This window comes from Desulfosporosinus orientis DSM 765, assembly GCF_000235605.1.
GTDB classification, from domain to species: domain Bacteria; phylum Bacillota; class Desulfitobacteriia; order Desulfitobacteriales; family Desulfitobacteriaceae; genus Desulfosporosinus; species Desulfosporosinus orientis.
In genome coordinates this window covers 5,814,270-5,836,437 of the sequence record NC_016584.1, presented here as the reverse complement: position 1 = coordinate 5,836,437, position 22,168 = coordinate 5,814,270, and the positions used below count along the sequence as shown (strand labels likewise).

The following is a 22,168-nucleotide window of genomic DNA, read 5'->3' as shown; positions in this document are numbered from 1 at the left end:
GTTGCTTTTTTGACAACAAACTGGTATAATTTTTGCTTGGTAGTCTAAATATCCCTGCTCCGTAAAATCGGGGCCGCTAGTCCGAGGGGAGGTGCAAATATGAAAGCGTATGAAATACTTTATATCGTCCGGCCAGATCTGGATGAAGAGGCAACGACAGCACTCGCTGATCGTTTTGGAGAGATCGTAACCAGTAATGGCGGGGTCAACTTAACCGTCGATAAGTGGGGCAAACGTCGCTTGGCCTATGAGATCAACGATTATAGAGAAGGTCAGTATATCCTGATGAACTTTGAAGGAGAAGGCCATATTTCTCAAGAAGTTGAGCGGGTTATGAAAATCTCTGATGATGTAATCCGATTCTTAACCGTTAGAAAAGATGACTAAAGAGGGCGGAGGGTCGTAAATGTTAAATCGTGTCGTTTTGATTGGCCGTTTGACGAAGGACCCCGAATTACGTTATACGCCAAACGGTGTAGCTGTCGCCAATTTCACATTGGCGGTTGATCGTAATTATAAGAATGCTCAAGGGGAAAGAGATACGGATTTTATTAACATTGTAGTATATCGGCAGCTGGCAGAATTATGTGCTAATTACTTAGCGAAGGGAAAACTGGCTGCTACAGATGGACGAATTCAAGTGCGTTCTTATACGGGACAAGACGGTCAAAAACGCTGGGTTACAGAGGTTATTGCTGAAGATGTTCGCTTTTTAAGTCCGAAGGACAGTGGAAGCGGCTCAGAATCCAGACCTTTCAGCGGAAATAATTCTTTTGGACATGAAGTAAATTTGGATGATGACATCCCATTCTAAGGGGAAGGGGAGATATGTATGAAACGTGAACGCGGACGTCGCCCACGTAAGCGGGTATGCAGTTTTTGCGTAGATAAAGTGGAGTCCATGGATTACAAAGACACACATAAAATACGTAAGTATATTACCGATCGCGGCAAGATTTTGCCTCGCCGCATTTCCGGAAACTGCGCTATGCATCAGCGTCAAGTGACCTTGGCCATCAAACGTGCTCGCAGTATTGCTTTATTGCCATATACAGTAGAGTAGAAAAAAGGGAGCGAGAGCTCTCTTTTTTACTATTTCAAGTGAGAAGACAGTGTCTTCCGGCATCAGCTAAGTATTCGCATTGCTTTGGTTAAATTTTCATTGCTTTGAGGGGCAGGAGATTTTAAGGTTTATCACGAACAGTATTTTGATAGGACAAATTTACTTTTGATAAGATCTTCGCAGAAAATGGAAACTAGGAGGGGGCACCCCTGGATATCGAAGTTGATGTAGTAAAAGGCTTAAAAGCTATTGATGAACTAAAGGTAAACCTGATACAAGCGCAGTGGTATGTTCAACATGGGGCTCTGAAGGGATCAGAAGATGAAATGCTGCAAGGTTTGGCCGATCTTGTAGGAACGAGCTATCTATTGGCAAGAAGGCTGGGATTTGATTTTTCTCGCCTTGACCGGATACTTCTACAACGTTTAGAAGATCTGAAAAATAGTGATGAGATGAATTTAGAAAAACAATGGGGAGATTTGAGCCTTCTATTGAGCTACCTTGCTCCGGAAGACTAACTTTTTATAGGAGAACGTTTAAAGAATGTTTATAAGCGATGAATTAGCAAGGGATTACTTAGCAAGAGTGATTCTTTTGAGTCTTCCCGGGGTGGGCATTGCTATGGGAACTTGGGGCTTTCTCTGGGATGTCTTTTTGTTGTTTGCAGTATTTATTGTTGGTTGTCGAAAAGGAGTAATCCCAGCTGCAATTTATATGGCAGGTGGTTATATCCTAGCCCTGGCAGTCTTTGGTGTTACAGCATTGAACAATCTAGGCTTTGTGCCGTTGGCTGGATTATTGGGTGTGTTTGGCTGGAGAAAAGGCTGGCCGTTAAGAGTGACTTTTTTTTGGAGCGCAGCCTTAGCCGCAGTATTGGGAGCGGCACCGATGCTTGCCTTTGCAGTACAGGGATTGGATACCAACGCGGCAAGCACTTTGATTAACTCAACAATTCAGCAATACCAGGCTTCAGGATTACTGGAACTTATGCAAGAACAAGGAATTACTGAGGCGGAGATTCGGGATTTACTGCAGCAAGGTATTCATATTTACACTTTAGTTATTCCTAGCCTGGCAGCGCTTCATGCTATTGTTGAGTTCGGTTTTGTTTTCTATGTCATTAGGCTCTGGTTTAGAGGAAAGGCTGAACGGGTTCCCTTTACCCGTTGGCGTTTGCCTTGGTATGCTGTTTGGGGCGCGGTTTTAGGAATTGCCAGCTATCTGGTTGGTGATCAATTTTCCTGGCAAATTCTCCGGGGCCTAGGAATAAATCTAATGGTTATTTACAGTGCCCTAGCCCTTGTGTTAGGTACGTCAGCATATCTCTATTTCTTGCAGTCACCACGTATTCCTCGCTTGCTTAAATGGGCCTTAATCCTTATTAACTTCATTTATTTCTTGTTCAGCTTTATTAGTCTTATCATTTTTGGATTATTTGATTTAGTCTTGAATTTTCGGCGTTTACCGGAAGAATCATAAAGGAGGCATTTTTTCATGAAAATTATTCTTCAAGCAGATGTGAAAGGTACCGGTAAAAAGGGACAAATATTAGAAGTAGCCGATGGGTTTGCCCGAAATTTTTTATTCCCTAAAAAGTTAGCCATTGAAGCTACTACTGGAAATATCCAGGATATCTCTCATAAGAAAGCTCAGGAAGATCGACGTAAAGCGAAAGAAAAAGAGGATGCCATACAATTAGGCAATAAAATCAGTGCCATCCAAGTTGAAGTGATGACGAAGACGGGTGAAGGGAGTCGTTTATTTGGCTCAGTCACTAGTAAGGAAATTGCAGAAGCTTTGAAAAAGCAGCACGGTTTTGATGTGGATAAGCGAAAGTTAGACATTAAAGAGCCTATCAAAGCTTTGGGAAGTTATGAAGTACCTTTGAAAATCCATCCGGAAGTGACGGTAAAACTCAAAGTAGTGGTATCTGCACTATCATAAAATGCCAAAGTTCTATGTTAAAAGCTGCCAGAAAGTGCTGACCTATCGTAATCTGTTATCGTGAAAGGAGCCCCTGATGAAAGGGATTTTGACAAAATGGTTAAATCAGAAGAGTCTCGATGATCGGTTACAAGATGAGGAAGAGTGGATTCGAGAGGTTGAATCCCTTTACGTACTGCTTTCCAATTATTATGGAACAGACAAACTTGTGCTTAAGGCCAGTCGTTTGGATGCCCTAAAGCTTATGCGTTCGGATGATTTGGTTGAGCGAGTGGTCGGTTTGGAAAAAATTGTCTCAGACGACCCAACTGAAAAGCCCTTGCCAAAGGCCCAGGAAATTCCTCAGATACTCGACGTGATTGAGGAACAAATTGCAGACCTCATTGCGCGGCGTACAGTAGAGGAACGCTTGGAGAGAGTTGTCTCCCAAAAGATGCAAGAGAGGCATGATGATTACGTAAAAGAGATTAAAAGAAATGTACTTCAAGAAACCGCCGGGCCAGAAAATGCTCAAACCCTCAAAAAGCTGGCTACTCTTGAAAAAATGAATACAATTTCTCTTAAACGCTCGGCTGTTGATGTATTGCGGCCTCAGGCAGTAGAAGAAATCGTTGGGCAGGAGAGTGCTGTACAAGCGCTTTTGGCAAAGTTGGCAACTCCCTATCCTCAGCATATTCTGATTTATGGTCCTCCAGGAGTAGGTAAAACGTCAGCAGCTAGGGTTGCCTTAGAAACTGTTAAGAACTATCATCATTCTCCCTTTACAAAAGAAGCTCCTTTTGTTGAGGTTGACGGCACAACTCTAAGGTGGGACCCCAGAGACGTGACAAACCCTCTCTTGGGTTCTGTTCATGACCCAATTTATCAAGGGGCTAAACATGATCTGGCAGATACGGGCATACCGGAACCGAAAATGGGACTGGTGAGCGATGCTCACGGGGGAGTGCTCTTTATTGATGAAATTGGCGAAATGGATCCCTTACTTTTAAACAAACTCCTCAAGGTACTTGAAGACAAGCGGGTCTTTTTTGATTCGTCTTATTATGACCCGGGTAATAGCCAAGTTCCTGAGTGGATTAAGAAACTGTTTGACGAAGGGGCTCCCGCAGATTTCGTACTTATAGGGGCAACGACCCGAGATCCCGCTGAACTTAGTCCTGCCCTTCGTTCCCGTTGCTCAGAAGTCTTCTTTGTGCCTTTGGAGCCAAGAGATGTTCAGCTCATTATCAGGCAAGCGGGAGAAAAGCTGGGTGTGGAACTGGAGGAAAACGTACCGGAAATTATTAGCGAATATGTCATTGAAGGCCGTAAGGCCAATAGTATTTTGTCGGATGCCTACGGGCTGGCAAGATATCGTAATCCTGAACAAGAGGAAGTTAGAGTGACCAGTGGGGATGTTTATGAAGTCCTGCGATCTGCTCGGCTTACTCCTTTTATTTTTCGTAAAGCTCAAGACAATTTGGAAATTGGAAAAGTATTAGGCTTGGGGGTATCGGGATTTTTAGGTTCGGTTTTAGAAATTGAAGCCATTGCCTTTCCCGGACAGAATGGTAAAGGAACCATTCGCTTCAATGAAACGGCTGGGAGTATGGCCAGAGATGCTGTCTTTAACGCTGCTGCAGTGATTCGCGAATTGACGGGAGAAGATCTCCGCAATTATGATGTTCATGTTAATGTTATCGGCGGAGCAAAAATTGATGGGCCGTCGGCAGGGTTGGCAACAACCTTGGCCATTTATAGTGCTTTGAAAGAACAACCTCTTCGGCAGGATATTGCTGTCACAGGAGAGATTTCCATTCAAGGTAAGGTTAAACCTGTTGGTGGTATTTACGAAAAGATTTTTGGCGCTAAACAGGTTGATGTGCGCAAAGTCTTAATTCCCTCTGAAAACATGATAGACGTACCTCACAGCCTGCAGGGTATTGAAGTAATAGCAGTCAGCACCATTGAAGAGGCTTTAAAACATATCTTTTAACAGTTAAAAGTGAAAGAAAGAGTATGACCGGAGGAGAGAGGATATGGAACTCATCAAAGTTCCACCACAGAATTTAGAGGCAGAACAGGCAGTCTTAGGGGCAATGATGCTTGAGCCTGAGGCTGGAAGTTCTGTCTTTGAAATACTGCAGCCGGATGATTTTTATCGAGATAATCACCGTCTGATTTTTTCTGCAATTCAAGATCTCTCTGAAAAGGGAAATCCTGTAGATTTAGTCAGTGTTGCAGAAGTGCTGCGCCGCCAAGGTCGTTTAGAACAAGTGGGGGGAATAGCAACCATCTCAGAAATTGCTCGTTCTGTCCCTTCTGCGGCGAATGTTGAATATTATGCAAGACTTGTTTCAGAAAAAGCCTTGCTGCGCCAGCTGATCCGAGCTACAAGCAGTATTATGGAACGGGGATATGAACCGGGAGAAGAAGCGCATAGCCTTTTGGAAGAAGCAGAAAAATTAATTCTGGATCTTTCCCGTCAGAGAGTCAAAGAAGGCTTTACGGCAATTCGCGACGTTCTTTTAGATACCTTTGAAAAAATTGAGTACCTGTATGCCAATAAAGGGAATTTGACAGGTGTCCCAACCTTCTTTACCGAACTGGATCGAATGACTTCCGGATGGCAGCCCTCTGATTTGGTAATTATTGCGGCTCGTCCTTCTATGGGAAAAACGGCTATGGTTTTAAATATGGCTCAAAATGCTTCAGTTCGAGCTAAAGTTCCTGTTGGAATTTTTAGCTTGGAGATGTCTAAGGAACAATTAGTTCAGCGTATGCTCTGTGGAGAAGCGATGGTTGATCAGCAACGTGTTAGAACCGGAGAATTGCTGGATTCAGACTGGCCGAAATTAACACGGGCGGTGGGACCATTGTCAGATGCGCCAATCTTTATTGATGACACAGTCGGGATTTCTTTAGCCGAGCTTCGTTCAAAAGCCCGGCGCTTAAAAACAGAACATAATTTAGGAATGATTGTCATCGATTACCTTCAGCTTTTGTCTGTCGGCAAAAAATCCGAAAGCCGACAACAGGAGGTTGCTCAAATTTCCAGATCTCTTAAAGGAATCGCCCGTGAACTGAAAGTACCGGTTATTGCTTTGTCCCAGCTTAATCGAGGGGTTGAGCAACGCCAGGATAAAAGGCCGATTATGTCGGATTTATTAGAATCAGGAGCAATCGAAGCAGATGCTGACGTAATTTCTTTTATTTATCGTGATGAGTATTATCATCCTGAGTCGGAGAAAAAAGGAATAGCAGAACTGATTATTGCCAAACACCGCAATGGCCCCGTAGGCACCGTTGAATTGGGATTTCTTAAAGAGTTCACTAAGTTTGTAAACCTTGATCGACAGCATCAGTCCCTATGACCAGAATCCTCTTGCCAATCGTAAGGCAAGGGGATTTTTTATGGGGATGCATAATATGTCGAATGATTTGCTGTATTTTTAAATTAATGTTCGGTTTTTTATTGACAATGAGGAGCTAGATTGTTAAGATAAAATTGTTTGCGACTGGGGACTCTATTAATTGGGAAAAAGAAAACGGCCCTAGGAGGGGAAACAATTGAAGCATAATGTTGATGTCTTAATTATAGGAGCCGGGCCGGCTGGAATCTTCACAGCTTTAGAGCTGACGAAGCATAATAAAGATCTGAAAATTCTAATTGTTGACAGTGGTCGAAGCATAGAAAAACGAAAATGTCCTGCCCGGGTTTCCGGAGTTTGCAGTGGCTGTAATCCTTGTGCGATCACCAGAGGATGGTCTGGGGCTGGGGCATTTAGTGATGGTAAGTTGTCTTTGAGTCCTGCTGTGGGCGGACGTTTAGTGGAATATATGAAAGTTGAACAAGCTCAAGAGTTGATTGACTATGCCGACGGGATTTATCGACAGTTCGGTGCACAAGAAACGGTCTATGGATTAGATAATCGCCGGGTAGAAGAAATTGAATATGAAGCATCTCGCCACAACATCTCCCTGATCCATTGCCCTGTACGGCACTTAGGCACTGAGCTGGCTTATGATGTGCTAAAAGGCATGTATGAACATCTCATGCAAAAGACTAATACGATTTTTTGGGAATTGGCTGAAGTAAAAAATATTTTAGCTGATTCCGAAGGCGTTTTGGGCGCTAGCATTCAGCGTCGCAGTGAACAAGAGTTGGATGAAGTGTATGCTCGTTATGTCGTAGCAGCCCCAGGCAGAGGGGGAGCCAATTGGTTAGCTGATCAGACAATTCGTCTAGGTGTGGAAACGGAAAACAATGAAGTCGATATCGGAGTACGGGTGGAAGTTCCCAATTCTATACTTGATCATTTGACACGTGAGTTATACGAACCAAAATTAGTGTATTATTCCGATACCTATGATCTGAAGACAAGGAGTTTTTGTGTCAATCCCGGAGGTGTGGTATCCGAGGAGCATTACGATGGGGATATTGCCGTGGTAAATGGTCATAGCTATGCTGATCTTACGAAAAAGACAAAGAATACAAACTTTGCCTTATTAGTATCAACTCGCTTTACCGAGCCCTTTAATCAGCCTATTGAATACGGACGATATATTGCTCGCTTAGCCAATATGTTGACTGGCGGGGGGGTCATGGTTCAGCGTCTAGGAGACCTTTTGCAGGGAAGGCGAACGACGGAAGGCCGTTTAAGACAATCCACCACAATTCCAACCCTTTTGTCTGCCATTCCAGGAGATCTTAGTTACGTACTTCCTGAGCGATATCTGACCTCACTCATTGAGACTCTCAAAGCTTTTGATAAAATTGCGCCGGGTATGTACTCAAAAAACACCTTATTGTACGGAGTCGAGGTTAAATTCTATTCTTCCAAAGTCAAAGTAAAGTCCAACTTTGAAACATCCATTCCCAGACTTTACACAATTGGTGATGGAGCAGGAATTACTCGCGGCTTGATGCAGGCTTCGGCAACGGGGATTGTTGTGGCCAGAGATATTGAGCCCAAGGTCTAAGAGGAATGATTCAGGAAAAGGCAATAATTGACTGGGGGAGAAAAGTTTGCTCGATCGATATACCCACAAAGAAATGGGAAAGTTATGGCAGGACGGATATGAATATGAGCGTTGGCTAGAGGTTGAATTAGCTGTGGCAGAGGTTATGGCCAAGCGTGGGGAGATACCGCCAGAGGCCATGCAAGAAATTCGAGCCAAGGCTAAAGTCAATCCTAAGCGAGTGTTGGAAATTGAGGCAGTCGTGCGCCATGATCTGATTGCATTTTTGCAAGCTGTTGTAGAGGAGATTGGAGAAGCGGGAAAGTACCTGCATCTTGGTTTGACCTCCTCAGATGTGAAAGACACAGGCTTAAGTCTTGTCTTAAGAGATTCCGGACGTCTCCTTAAAGAAGACCTTAAGGATCTGAGAGATGCTTTAGCAAAGCGGGCAGTTGAGAGCAAATATACTGTGATGGTGGGGCGAACTCATGGTATTCATGCTGAGCCTTTAACCTTTGGCTTAAAATTAGCCCTATGGATTGCCGAGGTCGACCGGCAAATAGAGCGGCTTGATCAGGCAATCCGCTCCGTTAGCGCAGGCAAGATATCAGGAGCTGTAGGAACTTATGCCAATGTTTCTCCTGAGGTAGAAGAGGCAGTGTGTCATTATCTCGGTTTAGAGACGGCCTTGGTAAGCAACCAAATATTACAGAGGGACAGGCATGCTCACTTTGTCACAGTTCTTGCCTTAATCGGCGGTTCCATAGAAAAAATAGCCACTGAAATCCGCAATTTGCAGCGTACGGATATCCTTGAAGTTGAAGAACCTTTTGCCAAAGGTCAAAAAGGTTCCTCTGCTATGCCTCATAAGCGGAACCCGATTGTTTCCGAACAGGTGGCGGGAATGTCCAGGCTTCTCCGGGGCAATGCCCTGGCGGCTATGGAGAACATGGCTCTTTGGCATGAGCGGGATATGACCCATTCTTCCGTAGAACGGGTGATTCTTCCTGACAGTTGTATCCTCTTGGATCATATGCTTCGCCAGATGACGAAAGTGATCTCGGGCCTGACGATTCGCGCAGACCACATGAAGCGCAATTTGCAGAAAACCTATGGGCTGACTTCTTCACAACGGGTTCTTTTGGCCCTGGTTGAGCATGGCTGCATGAGGGAAGAGGCCTATGCCTGGGTACAGCAAAATGCCTTCCAGGCCTGGGAGCAAGGTCTGGACTTTATCGATGTCGTTTCGGCAGATGAGCGGGTACGTAAATTTTTGACGAAGGAAGAGATTCAAAGTTTATTCGATTTAAACTATCACCTACAGCATGTGGATGATATATTTAAACGTCTGAAGTTAGAAGAATAGAGCTAGAGATTGGAGGAAAATCTATATGGCTGCTGTTGTACTGATCGGTTCTCAATGGGGGGACGAGGGAAAAGGCAAAATAACGGATTTCCTAGCCGAAAAAGCAAATGTGGTTGTAAGGTATCAAGGGGGAAATAATGCAGGGCATACGGTGGTTGCAAATGGAGAAGAGTTTAAACTTCACCTTATACCTTCCGGAATTCTTTATGCCGATAAAACTTGCGTCATCGGCAACGGTGTAGTAATTGATCCCAAGGTGCTCCTGGATGAGTTGGATTACCTTAATCAGAAAGGTATTAAAATTGGTAAACTCGTGATTAGCAGCAATGCTCATATCATCATGCCTTATCATAGGGTTTTAGATGGCTTAGAGGAAGAAGCCCGCGGCGATCATAAAATTGGTACGACAAAGCGAGGGATCGGCCCTGCTTATATGGATAAGGCATCGAGAATCGGAATTCGCATCATTGACCTTATGGATAATGATGAGTTTGCCGAGAAACTTCGCCGTAATTTAGTAGAAAAAAATAATTTATTTGTTAAAGTCTATGGTAAAGAAGCACTGGAATTTGATGAAATTTATGAGACATATTTGGGATATGCCGAGAAAATCCGTTCAATGGTCGCGGATAGCTCCCTAATCATTGATAATAGCATTAAAGCAGGAGAGAAAGTTCTCTTTGAGGGTGCTCAGGGAACACTGCTGGATATTGATCACGGCACATATCCCTTTGTAACATCTTCTCATCCAATTGCCGGAGGGGCTTGTATTGGTGCTGGGGTCGGTCCAACTCGCATTAATAAAGTAATTGGAGTCATCAAAGCTTATACAACTCGAGTCGGGGAAGGCCCATTCCCCACAGAGTTATTAGATGAAACCGGCGAAGAAATGCGGAAGAATGGACATGAGTTCGGTACTACAACAGGTCGTGCTCGCCGTTGTGGTTGGTTTGATGCCGTTATAGCCCGCTATGCAGCTCGTGTCAGCGGAATATCAGATTTTGCAGTGACAAAACTGGATGTTCTCACAGGCTTTGAGAAGCTTAAAATATGTGTTGGGTATCGTGTAGGGGATGAAGTTCTTATGGAGTTTCCTCAGAGCCAAAAATTATTCAAGGAATGCCAACCCGTCTATGAAGAAATGCCAGGTTGGCAAGAAGATATCACTCATGTTCGCCGTTTCGAGGATCTGCCTCAAACAGCGCAGGATTATATTCGACGGATTGAAGAATTGTCTGGTGTTCCTGCTACCTTAGTAGCAGTTGGCCCAGGCCGGGAACAAACCATTATTCGCGGAGAGATTTTCTAAATATTACTGGACAATCTGGATAAAGGGTTTGCGAAAGAGTACTTATAATAGGTACAAAAGACAGTGATTAGACAGAGATGTTTAGTTGCTGTCTTTTTTTTTGCCCATATTTTATAAGTATATAATTATTGAAGAAGTTTGGTGGAATTTGAAATAATATATATAATATTTAGATTTGTTATGATATAGTTGCAGATAAAAGGAATAATTGTGATATATGTTCCTATTGTTATAAGGCTAAAGACAAAGGCAAACCCAGCTAAAGCTGGGGACGCAAAGCCACGGATCTTACACGTAAGGGTGATGATGGCCGGGCTGCCTACTTAGTATTCTCTGTCGCACGCCTTAAAAGGGGGGCGATTTTTTGTAATTGTATTTTTATTACTTTAAGCCTTGGACTCTAAAGAGAAAAAAAGGGGGAAAGAGCGAATGACCAAAATCAAATATCGCATTATTATGCTATTAGTAATGACAGCACTAATTATGGGCTCGATTCTCGGAGGATATAATATTTATAGTGTCATCCAAACTGAAAAAACGAATGTAGCTGAGTATCGAGATACGTTGTACGAACAATTTGACAGAACTGTAAAACTAGAGGTACAGACTGCTTACAGTTTAGTTGAAGATATTTACAATAGTCAGCAAAAAGGGGAATTAACTCCAGAAGAAGCAAAGAAAAAAGCCGCTGATTTAGTCCGGAACTTGCGTTTTGATAATGGCAATTACTTTTGGATTGATACAACTGAAGGGGTTAATGTCGTCCTGCTTGGACGGGAGACAGCCGAAGGGAAATCACGTTATGACGCTAAAGACAGCGACGGAGAACTCTTTGTCCAGGACTTTATTAAAAAGGGTTCTCAAGAAGGCGGCGGCTATTCGGATTATAAATTTGCCAAGCCCAATGAAACTGAAGCTTTGCCAAAGAGGAGTTATACTTTGTTATTTCAGCCCTATAACTGGGTAATTGGTACCGGAAACTGGGTCGATGATATTGATAAGCATGTTTACGCCAAACAAATGGAATTTCAACAGAAAGCTAAGATGAATATAATTTATATCGTGGCATCCATCTTAGCAGCTTTAGGAATAGCACTAGTAATAGGTATAGCCTTAAGTAAGAGAATCTCTCATCAGATTATGGTAATAGCAAATAATGCTGAAGAAATTGCCAAGGGTAATCTTAGAATTGATAGCCTTATTGATAGTCTTAATACGAACACTAAGGATGAACTTGGCCAACTGGGCCATGCCTTTAAAACTATGACCGAAAATCTAATTAATCTGGTGCAACAAGTGGCTTCCTCTTCAAGACAAGTTGCTGCCTCCTCTCAACAATTGAGCATAGGCGCAGAACAATCGGCTCAGGCATCATATCAAGTTGCAACAGCCATAACTGAAGTATCTCTGGGGGCAGAGAAACAGCTGAATGCTGTTGATGAAACTTCGGCCAGTGTGGAGCAGATGTCGGCAGGAATTCAACATATGCTGGAGAATGCTAAGATTGTAGTTAAGTCCTCAGAAAAAACAGCTTTATCGGCTTCAGAAGGCAGTAATGCTATTAACAAGACTATTGAACAAATGGTTAATATTGAACAAACGGTAACGGGTTCAGCGAACATGGTGATGAATCTGGGTGAGCGTTCCAAGGAGATTGGTCAAATTGTCGATACCATTTCCGGTATTGCAGCACAAACAAACCTGCTTGCTTTAAATGCCGCTATTGAAGCTGCTCGAGCAGGAGAGCAAGGTAAAGGTTTTGCAGTTGTAGCGGATGAAGTGCGCAAATTAGCGGAACAATCTCAAGATGCTTCTAAGCAAATCGCCGCCTTGATCAGCGGGATTCAACAAGATACACAAAAAGCGGTATTGTCCATTAATGAGGGTACTCATCAAGTTAAATTGGGGACAGAAGTGGCTGAAACTGCCGGGCATGCCTTTAGTGATATTACAGCCTTGGTTAATCAGGTTTCCTCCCAAATTGGGGAAATCTCGGTGGAGATCCAACAAATGGCCGTGGGCAGTGAAAAAATTGTTTCGTCCATTAATAATATTTATGAAACAAGCCGAGGTATAACCAGCCAGACTCAAACGGTATCTGCTGCAACAGAAGAACAATCAGCTTCAGTACAGGAAATTTCTTCATCCAGTCAAGTCTTGGCAAAGATGGCTGAAGAGTTACAAGAAACCCTTAAGAAATTTAATATTTAATGTTTTTATGATAAATTTGTATTTACGAGGAATCTATACGGACTAGGAGAGGGCATTTTTGACCTCCCTAGTTCGTAGTGCTTTTTTACTCTCTATTCTATTAAAAATTTAAAACTCTAGTGATTTTCTTTACCATTGACTAAGCTTTTTAAAAGAAAAGTATTGACAGGTACAGAAACTTAGTGTAAAATCCATATTTGTCAGTGTCTTTTAAATCTCTTTGAGAACATTGACGAGTGAGCATTATGGCCCGTTGGTCAAGCGGTCTAAGACACCGCCCTTTCACGGCGGTTACACGGGTTCGAATCCCGTACGGGTCACCATTTAATTGCCTCGGTAGCTCAGTCGGTAGAGCAGAGGACTGAAAATCCTCGTGTCGGCGGTTCGATTCCGTCCTGAGGCACCATATGTTCCCACTTTCACTCATAAAATGATTAATATAAGTAATTGAAGGTTCTGGAATTTCCTGCGAAGGGGAATCAGGACTTTTTTTGTACTATTTAGGAAGCATAAGTGCAACTATGGCAGCTAGCTGCCAAGTTTTCCAAACTTATGGGAATGCAATCCCATTATTGAGAAATACTAGGAACAATAGATTTATTGTCAAATACGGATTATTATAAGGGTTGGTGAGAACTGTGCCATTGCCTGAGAATAACTTGTTATTTGGATTTGCGCCAAGATTGACGGAAGAGCAACGTGAATATGTTGATGCAATATTTGATTATCAATTAGTTATGGTTAATGCCAAAGCTGGAACTGGAAAAACAACGTTAGCGGTTGCCTGTGCTAAGCTTTTTAAGCAGCCACTAACCTATATCTTCAATCCGGTTCAGGAATCGGCCATGGGCTTTAGGCCCGGTACTCAGTCTGAGAAGGAAAGCATTTATCATCAGCCCTTGATTGATGCTTTGTTAGAGATCAATGAGAATCCTGCCCAGTGCGTGTATAATGAAGAAGCTTTGGTCAATGAAGCCATACGCCGGAAAGTCAGTATGAAGCGTGTCATGGACAGCATTTGGTGCTATCCAAAAACACCGCTGTTTCTTAGAGGAACTAATCTGAAGGATATGACCATCATTATTGATGAATGTCAAAACTTTACGGTTCAGGAATTAAGAAAAATATTCACGCGAGTTCACGACTCCTGCAAGGTCATATGTATCGGACATTCGGGGCAGATTGACATTCCGGCTGCGAAAAGCGGCTTTGTGCCTTATATGGAACATTTTAGGGGACAACCTTACTGCAAGATTCTAACGCTGACGAAGAACTTTCGCGGTGAGCTTGCTAACTGGGCAGACTCTTTTCAAGGTTGACATATTTGTTCTCTCGGCATATAATTTTTTTGTTAGGATTAGCTTAATAAGCGGACGTGGCTCAGCTGGTAGAGCATTGGCTTCCCAAGCCGAGGGTCGCGAGTTCGAATCTCGTCGTCCGCTCCATAATGAAACATAGACACCGCAAGGGATTGCGGTGTTTTCGCTTTTCTAAGAAATTTTTATTAAGGGGTTTTTGACTGCAATTTTACTGCAACGGGAAAAAATCTGATACAAATGTAAAAAAGATCGGGCTTGAACCGATCTTTTAGTGTTTAGCGGGCTGATTTTAAGATATCTCCTAAACGTGCAATAGCTCTCTCTTTGTCGAGAGAAGAGCTGTGGCTGTAAATATCTAACGTAGTACTGGTTTTAGTAGTCCGAGTATATCACTGACATTGGAGGGGTTTACCCCATCATCAAGCAGCAGTGAAGCCACCGTATGGCGCAGATATGGTTGTGATGAGTCGATATGTGACAATCGACGGGTTCAAAAAAGCTTTGGGAAATAGAAAATCCCCGGAAGCCAGTTGTGTTGGACTTTCCAGGGATTATTGAATGTGACACAAGTACAGTGTGTAACATATCCAGTATTGGAGTAACTAGGTAGATTAAACATTGACCAAACAATTTTAAGAATATATGATGAATATGTAAATATTAACAGAGAGAAGGCAAGAAATGTCGAGGGTAAAAAGTACCGACTCTTTAATGAAATATCTAAGGGATCATCATAATATAACTATTTCTGGTAGTATCCATAAGAGGAAGTTAAGAAACATAGGTTATTATCATGGATTTAAAGGATATCGTTTTATTAATAGACCTAATAATAGAATCGTTTATACTAATTTCAATGAAGTTCTTGCGATAAATACATTCGATATGCAATTAAAATCACTATTTTACCCACAAATAATGTTTATAGAAACTGCGTTAAAAAATTACGTACTAGAAACTATTTTGATTCATAGTAAGACAGATAGTTTTAACATAATCTATGATACATTATTAACAGATTATAAGACACATACTATTGGTTCTCCTAAATACAAGAATGCCCTGAATAAAAGGCTCAAGCTGCGAAATCAATTTTATAATGTACTTACCCGTGAATTCTCTAATGATAAGCAAATTGTACAACATTTTTATCATAAAGATGAACCAGTACCAATCTGGGCAGTGTTTGAAGTTATCAGTTTGGGCGAATTCGGAAACTTCGTATCATGCAGTGATACTTGTATCAAGAGAGATATATCGCTGGCACTTGGCCTCAATCAGGCATTTGACTCTAATGGTAAGTTAACCCAAAATATAATATATCTTATAAAAGATCTGAGGAATTCTATCGCTCATAATGATGTTATTTTTGATACGCGATTTAAATCATTTAATCCAAATAATAGCTTGCTTAGATGGCTGTCATTTGATACGAATATCCAAAACATAACATTTCAGACCATAGTAGATTATTTAATCTTGATTATATACCTTCAGAAAAACTTGAAGACATCTAAGACAGACTTGACCAAGATCGTCAATAGATTTGAATTGCTCATTAACCAATTTAGAAGTCAAATACCCATCAACATATATACGAGAATTGTCCATACAAATACTAGGGGTAAGTTGAATTCGCTAAAGGCATTCATAAAGATATAAAAAAACCTTGTATCTTTTGGCCTCAAAGTGTATACTATATATAGTGAATAGCGGTGGATGTCTTCGGACTACACTTAAAGGAATCGGATGCGTCCGGTTCCTTATATTTTTTAGCTATTTATTCTATATTTAAAAGACGTAGTGGTAAGAGTTGTGTGTCGAGGTTCCACCTGGTCTCTACGCTGAAGGGTCAGGGGGTCAAATTAGTAGGAGTGCTCTATAGAGATTTTAGTAAATATTCGTTGTTAATATTGAATTTGTGACAAGATATAATTATAATGGTTAAAAGAAGGATGGGCCGAGGGTCATGAGGATAGTTGAATAGTCCAAAATCCTGAATTGTCAAGGGTTCGTGGCTTCTGGCTTTCGCAATTGGCTTCCCAAGCCGAGGGTCGCGAGTTCGAATCTCGTCGTCCGCTCCATTCAGTATATTGAAGCCAACAATGGCTTTTACGTAGACTTTGAGGTATATTTACGATTTATTCGTAGGTATACCTCTTTTATTTTATCCCTACAGAAGCCGTGGGTTTAACGCGGAGTAACGGCTACTGCCTAAATAAACGAAAAAGGCGGTAAAAAATCAATGGCTAAAACAAAGATTAAGATGACCACGAAGCCGTGTGAATGGTAAACTAAACCATACACATTTACGCCAATGAAAGCATACAAGTTTCTGCCACAAACCATACAACATTTTGCCAATAACCATACAACTTAAATCAAATACAGCTATCTGACTTTGTTAGAATAGGGGCTAGCAAAGAGGTCAGGAGCTGTTAGAATGAAAGGATTTAAGATGTATAAACAGATACAGCAACTTAAAGAGATTGGATTCACTCGATCTCGGGCTGCCAAGCAGCTGAACATAAATCGGGAAACCGTAACAAGATATTGGAACATGACAGCGGATGAATTCGCCAAACAGCTGTATAGCATTAACCGAGAACTGCTACTTTCAAAATATGAGGAAATTATCATCAGCTGGTTGAAACAATACCCAACAATGACAGCCGCACAAGTATGCGATTGGCTCAAGGAGCATTACAAAGAGGATATCAAGGAACGAACGGTCAGCCGTTATGTCAAAGGGTTACGAGAGGAATATAATCTTAAAAAATCCAATCATCCCAGAGATTATGAGGCTGTAGAAGAGCTCCCAATGGGGCAGCAGTTACAGGTGGACTTTGGTGAAAAGTGGATGCAATCCATTGATGGGCAGCGTGTAAAGATTCGCTTTGCAGCCTTTGTACTCGCTCATGCACGTTACAAATGGGCATTCTTTCAAACTCGGCCATTCACAACAAGCGATCTGGTTTCAAGCTGTCATCAGTGCTTTAGATATATAGGTGGGATGCCGCTAGAAATGGTATTTGATCAGGATAGTATCGTCAGCGTTTCAGAAAACTATGGAGATATTATTCATACCTTTGAGTTTGAGAAGTTCCGGCAAGAATGCAATTTAAAAGTATACCTCTGCCGCGCAGCTGATCCGGAAAGCAAAGGTAAGATCGAGAATGTGGTTAAATTCATCAAGTATAATTTCCTTGAAAACAGACTTTTTGCTGATGAGGAAGTTCTCAACAGTTCGTTCCTAAAATGGTTGGATAGAACCGGTAATGCGAAAATTCACGGCACTACCAAAAAGATACCAGCCAAGGTGTTTGAAGATGAACGTGAACACCTAAGACCTCTGCTGGACATCCGATTAAATGGTGATGTAACCATCTGCAGAAATGTTCGGAAAGATAACACGATCGTCTACGACAGCAATCGGTACTCTTTACCTCTCGGTACATACAACAACCAAAAAGAGGTCAGCATTGAAGCGAAGAATGAAAAATTGACGATTATGACCGTATTCGGTGAATTTATCTGTGAACATCCCATCTCAACCGGCAGAGGTCAATTAATTAAGAGCACCAGTCATTCCAGAGATATTACAGACTCGATGGATAAAGCTCAAACTACTGTTGATAAGCTGTTATTATTCAAGGCAACCGATTTTCTGCAGACAATTCGAACAGAAAAAGCACGCTATGCCCGTGATCAGTTCCGGTTGCTGCAAACATTATGCGATAAATATGGAATTGATGACGTACTAAATGCCATCAAATATTGTGAGGTGAGCAAACTCTTCGGAATAACGTATGTAAAGGATTTTTTAGAGCACAGTGCTAAACCAAAACAAGTAATCGTCCTGAATGCTATTCCGGTTAGCAACAACAAGTACCATGTAACTACAGAGAAACGCTCTTTGGATGTGTATGCAAAGGCAGGTGGCAACCATGAATGAACGGATTGAACGTGTCAATGCATTAGTATCGGGACTGCATTTGGTCCCTGTTGATTTAGAAAACCTATATGCTAAAAAGAATAATCTCACGCCTCTCGAAAGCGTTGAGGTTTTCCTTTCAGAGCAACAACGTCTTCGGACCGAAAAGCAAAATCTAATTCGCAGAAGAAGAGCAAATCTACCCGCCGAAAAAACCCTGGAAACCTTCGACTTCGGATTCCAACGCAGCGTATCTAAGGAACAGATGCTAAGATTGTCCGATATGACTTGGGTTGAGCAAGCGTTCAACATTTGTTTTCTGGGCCCCCCTGGTATCGGAAAAACGCATTTGGCTTTATCCTTAGCGGTCCAGGCTTTAAACCTAGGTTATGCCGTAGCTTTTACGACCTTGGATGAACTCATAATTACACTAAAAACCTCGCAAATCTCGACCGCCAGTAAGAGACGAATAAAAATACTCAACTCGGCAGCACTGGTTATTATTGATGAAGTTGGCTTCATGCCACTTTCTACAATAGAAGCCAACCTATTCTTCGGTTTCGTGTCCTCAATGTCCGAGAAAACATCACTGATTATTACCTCAAACAAAGGATTCGATGAATGGGTTGACTTTTTAGGGGATGCAACAATTACAACTGCGATTTTAGACCGTCTTATCCACCACTGCGAGATTTTAAATATGACGGGCAACAGCTACAGACTCCAACATAGGAAGACTATAACCCAGAAATAAAATGTTGTATGGTTTGTGGCGAAAAGTTGCTGGTTTTACTTGACTGCTTACAAGCCGTTACCCATCGAAAACATCGATTGTTTATCGGTATTGGATTATGTTAATTTACACGATGATTTCGTCAAACAAAAACGCGTTGAAGGTTTGTCACAGAGGACTTTGCAGGATTACAAGAAGCATATGGATTACTTCAAAAAGTGGCTTGAAGAGGAACAACGGCTATTAGGAGGTCGTTGGCTCGATAAGGTATTATTTCAGGAGTATTCTGCCCACATGATTCCCCATGGTTACGCTCCAAACACTATTAATATTAGGATTAGAACTTTCAAAACATATCTTAATTGGTTACGTTCCGAGGGTTATATGACCGAGGACTTGGCAAGCAAAGTAAAGTATGTCAAGGTACCTAAAGACGCCATTAAACCTTTGTCCTCAAAAGAAATAAAACGAATGCTAAATCTTGTACTCAAAGGTCATAGACAGATAAGTAGATAAGGTTCTTTTAGATATTCCTAGGTATAGTTTGCATAGACTGTCCTTACTATGGAGATTGTTAACATCCACACCTTTATTCTTGTCTTTAACCAACGCACACCTGTTAAATTCTAGCAAGGGTATGACAGAATAAAGAAAACCAATCTTATTGAGAGTTAAGCCAGAGTCCTTTAAGGCTCTGATACCGTCCTTATATGCCCTTACAGAATGGCTAGCCTGATTATTAGTCCCTATGAAGTGATATTTCATATCTACTGTATAAATAGGCTCTTTCTTTGTACCATTATTGATAACAATCTTGTGGGACTTTAATTCTTCTATTCCTTTGAAGAAACTTCTCTCGGGTACTCCAGATTTGTTTATCAACTCTTTGTTAGTATAAGGATTTCTCTTCTGATTACAAAGAATACCGATGACATTTTGGAGGTTACAACATAAAACAAGTAATAACCCTAGAGACGATTGACTGATGTTCTTATCTGTTAGAAGCGAAGTAATATTGTTTTGATTGACCCAAAAGAAATGTTCATCTGCTCTTTGAAGTTTTTGCTTAAAGGCTTTGTCCTGGTTCTTGCTCCTAATGAAATATTCTTTTGTATTGTTAATAAAACTTTGAGGCAGAGAAATAACCTCCCCTGTCTCCCTTACAGCAACATCTTTATATTGAGTTCCCATCTGTAAGTAACTCCCTTCGGTTAAGGTTAGGATTTTACCCTTACAACTCTTAACTGATAGGAGTCATTCATTTGTGACAGTCTCTTCTTTTAACCTAAAATGCGAAGAATTTAGAAACGCATAGCCAACTTACTAATATGTTGAAGTGCGAAGTATACCCCCTAAAGAAAAAGCCCTATTTTTAGGACTAATAATCTATTTTACATTTAGGCTATGCCGTCGTTTTCTTCATCAAAAGTATTTAGATTAAAATCTTTACTTTGCATTTGTTTTAAAAATGCAGGGTTTATCTTGTTTGTTTCTCCGTTAATTTCTATAACAACGGTTTCGTACACAGGATTTATACAACCTGGGTTGGTCTTATAGGAAATGTACCCAATGACATCACAGACCTTTTCAACATCTACTTCTCTTCCTTTATACAAAATTGACTTCATTTCTGTAATCTTCTTGCCACTAATAAGGTTGTTCATCTTTTTCTCGCTAATTAGTCCCCATTGGTTTAATTTTTTTAGTTTCTCCTCAAGGGAGGAAAAATAAATAACATTATCATGCTCTTTAACATTTATAAACATATAAGGTTCCCCCTAATTTAATCAAGCAATTATATCTTTATCCTTTATGTTTAACATTTGCATAAATTCGTTGTCGGACATAATTGAAATACCCTTTTCTTGTGCTTTATCTAGTTTGCTTCCGGCATCCACCCCTACAACGAGTAATGGTAGTTTTCTTCGTTATGTTTTGTGTAATTGCAGCACTATTTTTAATGGCTATTTCTTGCATAATGTTTCGAGGAAAGTCACTCTTGCCTGTAAAACAAATAAACTCGCCATCAAGCAAATTTGTAGTGTTAATTTTTAAGTCTATTTCCTCTAATGTTCTTGGCTTTGCAGTCTTTGGATGGCACCTATCCTTTAATTGAGTGCCTACTGGAAGCCATGTTTGGGGTTTTACAATCTTTAGTATCTTGTAAACATTTTCAATATCTGACATGGCTGTATGCAGTACTTCGTCAGCAACGTTGTAATGCTTAACTAGATTATTTAGTGCATAACTTCCAAGGCTACCGTCAGCCATTCTTATAGCCCTCATAGAACAGTAAGTAGGGTAGTTTTCTTCGATCCATTTATAGTAGACAAGAAACTTCCTGTCAAATGGACAATTATGTGCAACTATAGGATAGGGGTGCTTGTTAATAAATTCCTTAAATATGCTAATGTATTGTGCATCTTCGCTGATGTCATAAAACCCAAAGCCATATCGCTTATCGCCTTTGTATCCAGGTATTTCCTTCCCTAAATAAAGTTTGTCTACAATCTCATAGTTTTCTACTACCAAACAAGCCACTTCATAAATGCCTGTTTCAACAGGGAAGCTTTGAGTTTCCAAGTCTACTAAAAGCATCTTATCCGTTGTAAACACTCCAATCTATTAATTTATTAGTGCCATACTTTTCATATAAGTATGTTTAACTGCCTGAACATTGTTAAAGTCCATAGAATTTTTGTCAGTATCTATAAAGTTAATGCTGCCATCAAATTCATTTTTTCTAATTCTAAAGGTAAGGGTCTTATTAACCTTTTTATCGTCAGAGTTCTTATCCTTGTATTCCATAGTGGCTTTGAATATTGGCAAATACCGATATCTAGCAGTTTCAACACCATCGTTTTGTACAATAACTAATTTATTATCGTCAACTCTATTAAAGACCATTTTCTCATCAGCATCATGTAGCCCCATTCCTGCTCTACAGTTCATACCATGCAAGAAGTTCTTATAACTTTCCTCGCTATAAAAGTAATCTACAACTATTTTATTGTTTGTGTAGTTAAGGACGGTACAGCCAAACTCATCAAACAACTCTTGCAAACTCACTTTTTTACCCTCCTTTTATCCAAATGTAATTTATTTCTATATAACCCCTCAATTTCCCTGTAAATTCTAACAATTTATTGAAAAAACGGCTGCTAATGCGTTTCCTATAGAGGATAATTCCCCCCCTGGTCTCCCCTCCCTGTCGTACTTAATTGACCTGCGTTACAGCAATGTAAACAGTTATCACAAAACGTTAAAAAAAGACTTCTCTCGATTTGGAAGATCGTCATTGATTTGGACTCTTTCGTTTATCCGTTGCTTCCATAGTTGTAGATTTTC

22 protein-coding genes, 3 tRNA genes and 1 riboswitch are annotated in these 22,168 nt (G+C 41.0%); of the genes, 21 read left to right on the top strand and 4 right to left on the bottom strand.

All coding sequences use genetic code 11. From position 1 onward, the window contains the following. Positions 1 to 99 precede the first annotated feature (99 nt). The 21 genes from rpsF (at position 100) to DESOR_RS31110 (ending at position 19,336) form a co-directional block, all read left to right on the top strand. On the top strand, positions 100 to 387 hold the full coding sequence (gene rpsF, locus DESOR_RS27005) for a 30S ribosomal protein S6 (RefSeq protein ID WP_014187775.1): 288 nt from the start codon (positions 100 to 102) through the stop codon (positions 385 to 387). A gap of 19 nt (positions 388 to 406) precedes the next feature. Continuing rightward, a complete protein-coding gene (locus DESOR_RS27000) occupies positions 407 to 814 on the top strand; it encodes a single-stranded DNA-binding protein (RefSeq protein ID WP_014187774.1) in 408 nt (135 codons plus the stop codon). Between the two features lie 18 nt (positions 815 to 832). After that, on the top strand, positions 833 to 1,063 hold the full coding sequence (gene rpsR / locus DESOR_RS26995) for a 30S ribosomal protein S18 (protein ID WP_014187773.1): 231 nt from the start codon (positions 833 to 835) through the stop codon (positions 1,061 to 1,063). A 215-nt stretch (positions 1,064 to 1,278) separates the two neighbouring features. After that, positions 1,279 to 1,581 carry a MazG-like family protein gene (locus DESOR_RS26990; RefSeq protein ID WP_042331747.1) on the top strand — a complete coding sequence of 101 codons (303 nt, stop codon included), beginning with the start codon at positions 1,279 to 1,281 and terminating at the stop codon, positions 1,579 to 1,581. Between the two features lie 25 nt (positions 1,582 to 1,606). Then, positions 1,607 to 2,542: a DUF2232 domain-containing protein gene (locus DESOR_RS26985; RefSeq protein ID WP_014187772.1), complete on the top strand. Its 936-nt coding sequence runs from the start codon at positions 1,607 to 1,609 to the stop codon at positions 2,540 to 2,542. Positions 2,543 to 2,557: 15 nt separating this feature from the next. After that, positions 2,558 to 3,007: a 50S ribosomal protein L9 gene (gene rplI / locus DESOR_RS26980; protein ID WP_014187771.1), complete on the top strand. Its 450-nt coding sequence runs from the start codon at positions 2,558 to 2,560 to the stop codon at positions 3,005 to 3,007. Between the two features lie 76 nt (positions 3,008 to 3,083). Beyond that, positions 3,084 to 4,982: a Lon family ATP-dependent protease gene (gene lonC, locus DESOR_RS26975; protein WP_014187770.1), complete on the top strand. Its 1,899-nt coding sequence runs from the start codon at positions 3,084 to 3,086 to the stop codon at positions 4,980 to 4,982. A 43-nt stretch (positions 4,983 to 5,025) separates the two neighbouring features. Continuing rightward, on the top strand, positions 5,026 to 6,360 hold the full coding sequence (gene dnaB / locus DESOR_RS26970; RefSeq protein WP_014187769.1) for a replicative DNA helicase: 1,335 nt from the start codon (positions 5,026 to 5,028) through the stop codon (positions 6,358 to 6,360). Between the two features lie 196 nt (positions 6,361 to 6,556). Continuing rightward, complete coding sequence (locus DESOR_RS26965; protein ID WP_014187768.1) at positions 6,557 to 7,969, top strand: NAD(P)/FAD-dependent oxidoreductase; 1,413 nt, start codon at positions 6,557 to 6,559, stop codon at positions 7,967 to 7,969. Positions 7,970 to 8,015: 46 nt separating this feature from the next. After that, positions 8,016 to 9,314, top strand: coding sequence for an adenylosuccinate lyase (gene purB / locus DESOR_RS26960; protein ID WP_014187767.1), 1,299 nt, complete (start codon positions 8,016 to 8,018; stop codon positions 9,312 to 9,314). 25 nt (positions 9,315 to 9,339) lie between these two features. Next, positions 9,340 to 10,623 carry an adenylosuccinate synthase gene (locus tag DESOR_RS26955; protein ID WP_014187766.1) on the top strand — a complete coding sequence of 428 codons (1,284 nt, stop codon included), beginning with the start codon at positions 9,340 to 9,342 and terminating at the stop codon, positions 10,621 to 10,623. Positions 10,624 to 10,861: 238 nt separating this feature from the next. Next, a riboswitch (cyclic di-GMP riboswitch) is annotated at positions 10,862 to 10,946 on the top strand. A gap of 106 nt (positions 10,947 to 11,052) precedes the next feature. Continuing rightward, positions 11,053 to 12,834: a methyl-accepting chemotaxis protein gene (locus DESOR_RS26950; RefSeq protein ID WP_014187765.1), complete on the top strand. Its 1,782-nt coding sequence runs from the start codon at positions 11,053 to 11,055 to the stop codon at positions 12,832 to 12,834. Between the two features lie 247 nt (positions 12,835 to 13,081). Beyond that, positions 13,082 to 13,157, top strand: a tRNA-Glu gene (locus DESOR_RS26945). Positions 13,158 to 13,164: 7 nt separating this feature from the next. Then, positions 13,165 to 13,240: transfer RNA gene (locus tag DESOR_RS26940), tRNA-Phe, on the top strand. Positions 13,241 to 13,472: 232 nt separating this feature from the next. Continuing rightward, positions 13,473 to 14,153, top strand: coding sequence for a PhoH family protein (locus tag DESOR_RS26935; RefSeq protein WP_042331745.1), 681 nt, complete (start codon positions 13,473 to 13,475; stop codon positions 14,151 to 14,153). Positions 14,154 to 14,203: 50 nt separating this feature from the next. After that, positions 14,204 to 14,279, top strand: a tRNA-Gly gene (locus tag DESOR_RS26930). Between the two features lie 303 nt (positions 14,280 to 14,582). Next, on the top strand, positions 14,583 to 14,711 hold the full coding sequence (locus DESOR_RS30785) for a hypothetical protein (protein ID WP_282434393.1): 129 nt from the start codon (positions 14,583 to 14,585) through the stop codon (positions 14,709 to 14,711). Between the two features lie 123 nt (positions 14,712 to 14,834). After that, positions 14,835 to 15,815 carry an Abi family protein gene (locus DESOR_RS26925; protein WP_014187763.1) on the top strand — a complete coding sequence of 327 codons (981 nt, stop codon included), beginning with the start codon at positions 14,835 to 14,837 and terminating at the stop codon, positions 15,813 to 15,815. A gap of 781 nt (positions 15,816 to 16,596) precedes the next feature. Next, complete coding sequence (gene istA, locus DESOR_RS26920) at positions 16,597 to 18,108, top strand: IS21 family transposase (RefSeq protein ID WP_014183190.1); 1,512 nt, start codon at positions 16,597 to 16,599, stop codon at positions 18,106 to 18,108. Then, positions 18,101 to 18,841 (top strand): IS21-like element helper ATPase IstB, encoded by a 741-nt coding sequence (istB, locus tag DESOR_RS26915; RefSeq protein ID WP_014183191.1) that lies wholly within the window; start codon positions 18,101 to 18,103, stop codon positions 18,839 to 18,841. The genes istA and istB overlap by 8 nt, the downstream gene beginning before the upstream one ends. Before the next feature lie 15 nt (positions 18,842 to 18,856). Continuing rightward, positions 18,857 to 19,336 (top strand): tyrosine-type recombinase/integrase, encoded by a 480-nt coding sequence (locus tag DESOR_RS31110; RefSeq protein ID WP_014187762.1) that lies wholly within the window; start codon positions 18,857 to 18,859, stop codon positions 19,334 to 19,336. Here DESOR_RS31110 and DESOR_RS26905 read toward each other — a convergent pair. From DESOR_RS26905 to DESOR_RS26890, 4 genes are all read right to left on the bottom strand, one after another. Beyond that, a complete protein-coding gene (locus DESOR_RS26905) occupies positions 19,295 to 20,011 on the bottom strand; it encodes a hypothetical protein (RefSeq protein ID WP_014187761.1) in 717 nt (238 codons plus the stop codon). The genes DESOR_RS31110 and DESOR_RS26905 overlap by 42 nt on opposite strands. A gap of 206 nt (positions 20,012 to 20,217) precedes the next feature. Then, the gene (locus tag DESOR_RS29930) at positions 20,218 to 20,586 is read right to left on the bottom strand and encodes a hypothetical protein (RefSeq protein WP_014187760.1); all 369 of its coding nucleotides are present in this window, start codon (positions 20,584 to 20,586) and stop codon (positions 20,218 to 20,220) included. Positions 20,587 to 20,692: 106 nt separating this feature from the next. Continuing rightward, a complete protein-coding gene (locus DESOR_RS26895) occupies positions 20,693 to 21,436 on the bottom strand; it encodes a 3'-5' exonuclease (RefSeq protein ID WP_014187759.1) in 744 nt (247 codons plus the stop codon). A gap of 9 nt (positions 21,437 to 21,445) precedes the next feature. Next, positions 21,446 to 21,889, bottom strand: a complete 444-nt coding sequence (locus DESOR_RS26890) for a hypothetical protein (protein WP_014187758.1) — start codon at positions 21,887 to 21,889, stop codon at positions 21,446 to 21,448. Between the last annotated feature and the right edge of the window lie 279 nt (positions 21,890 to 22,168).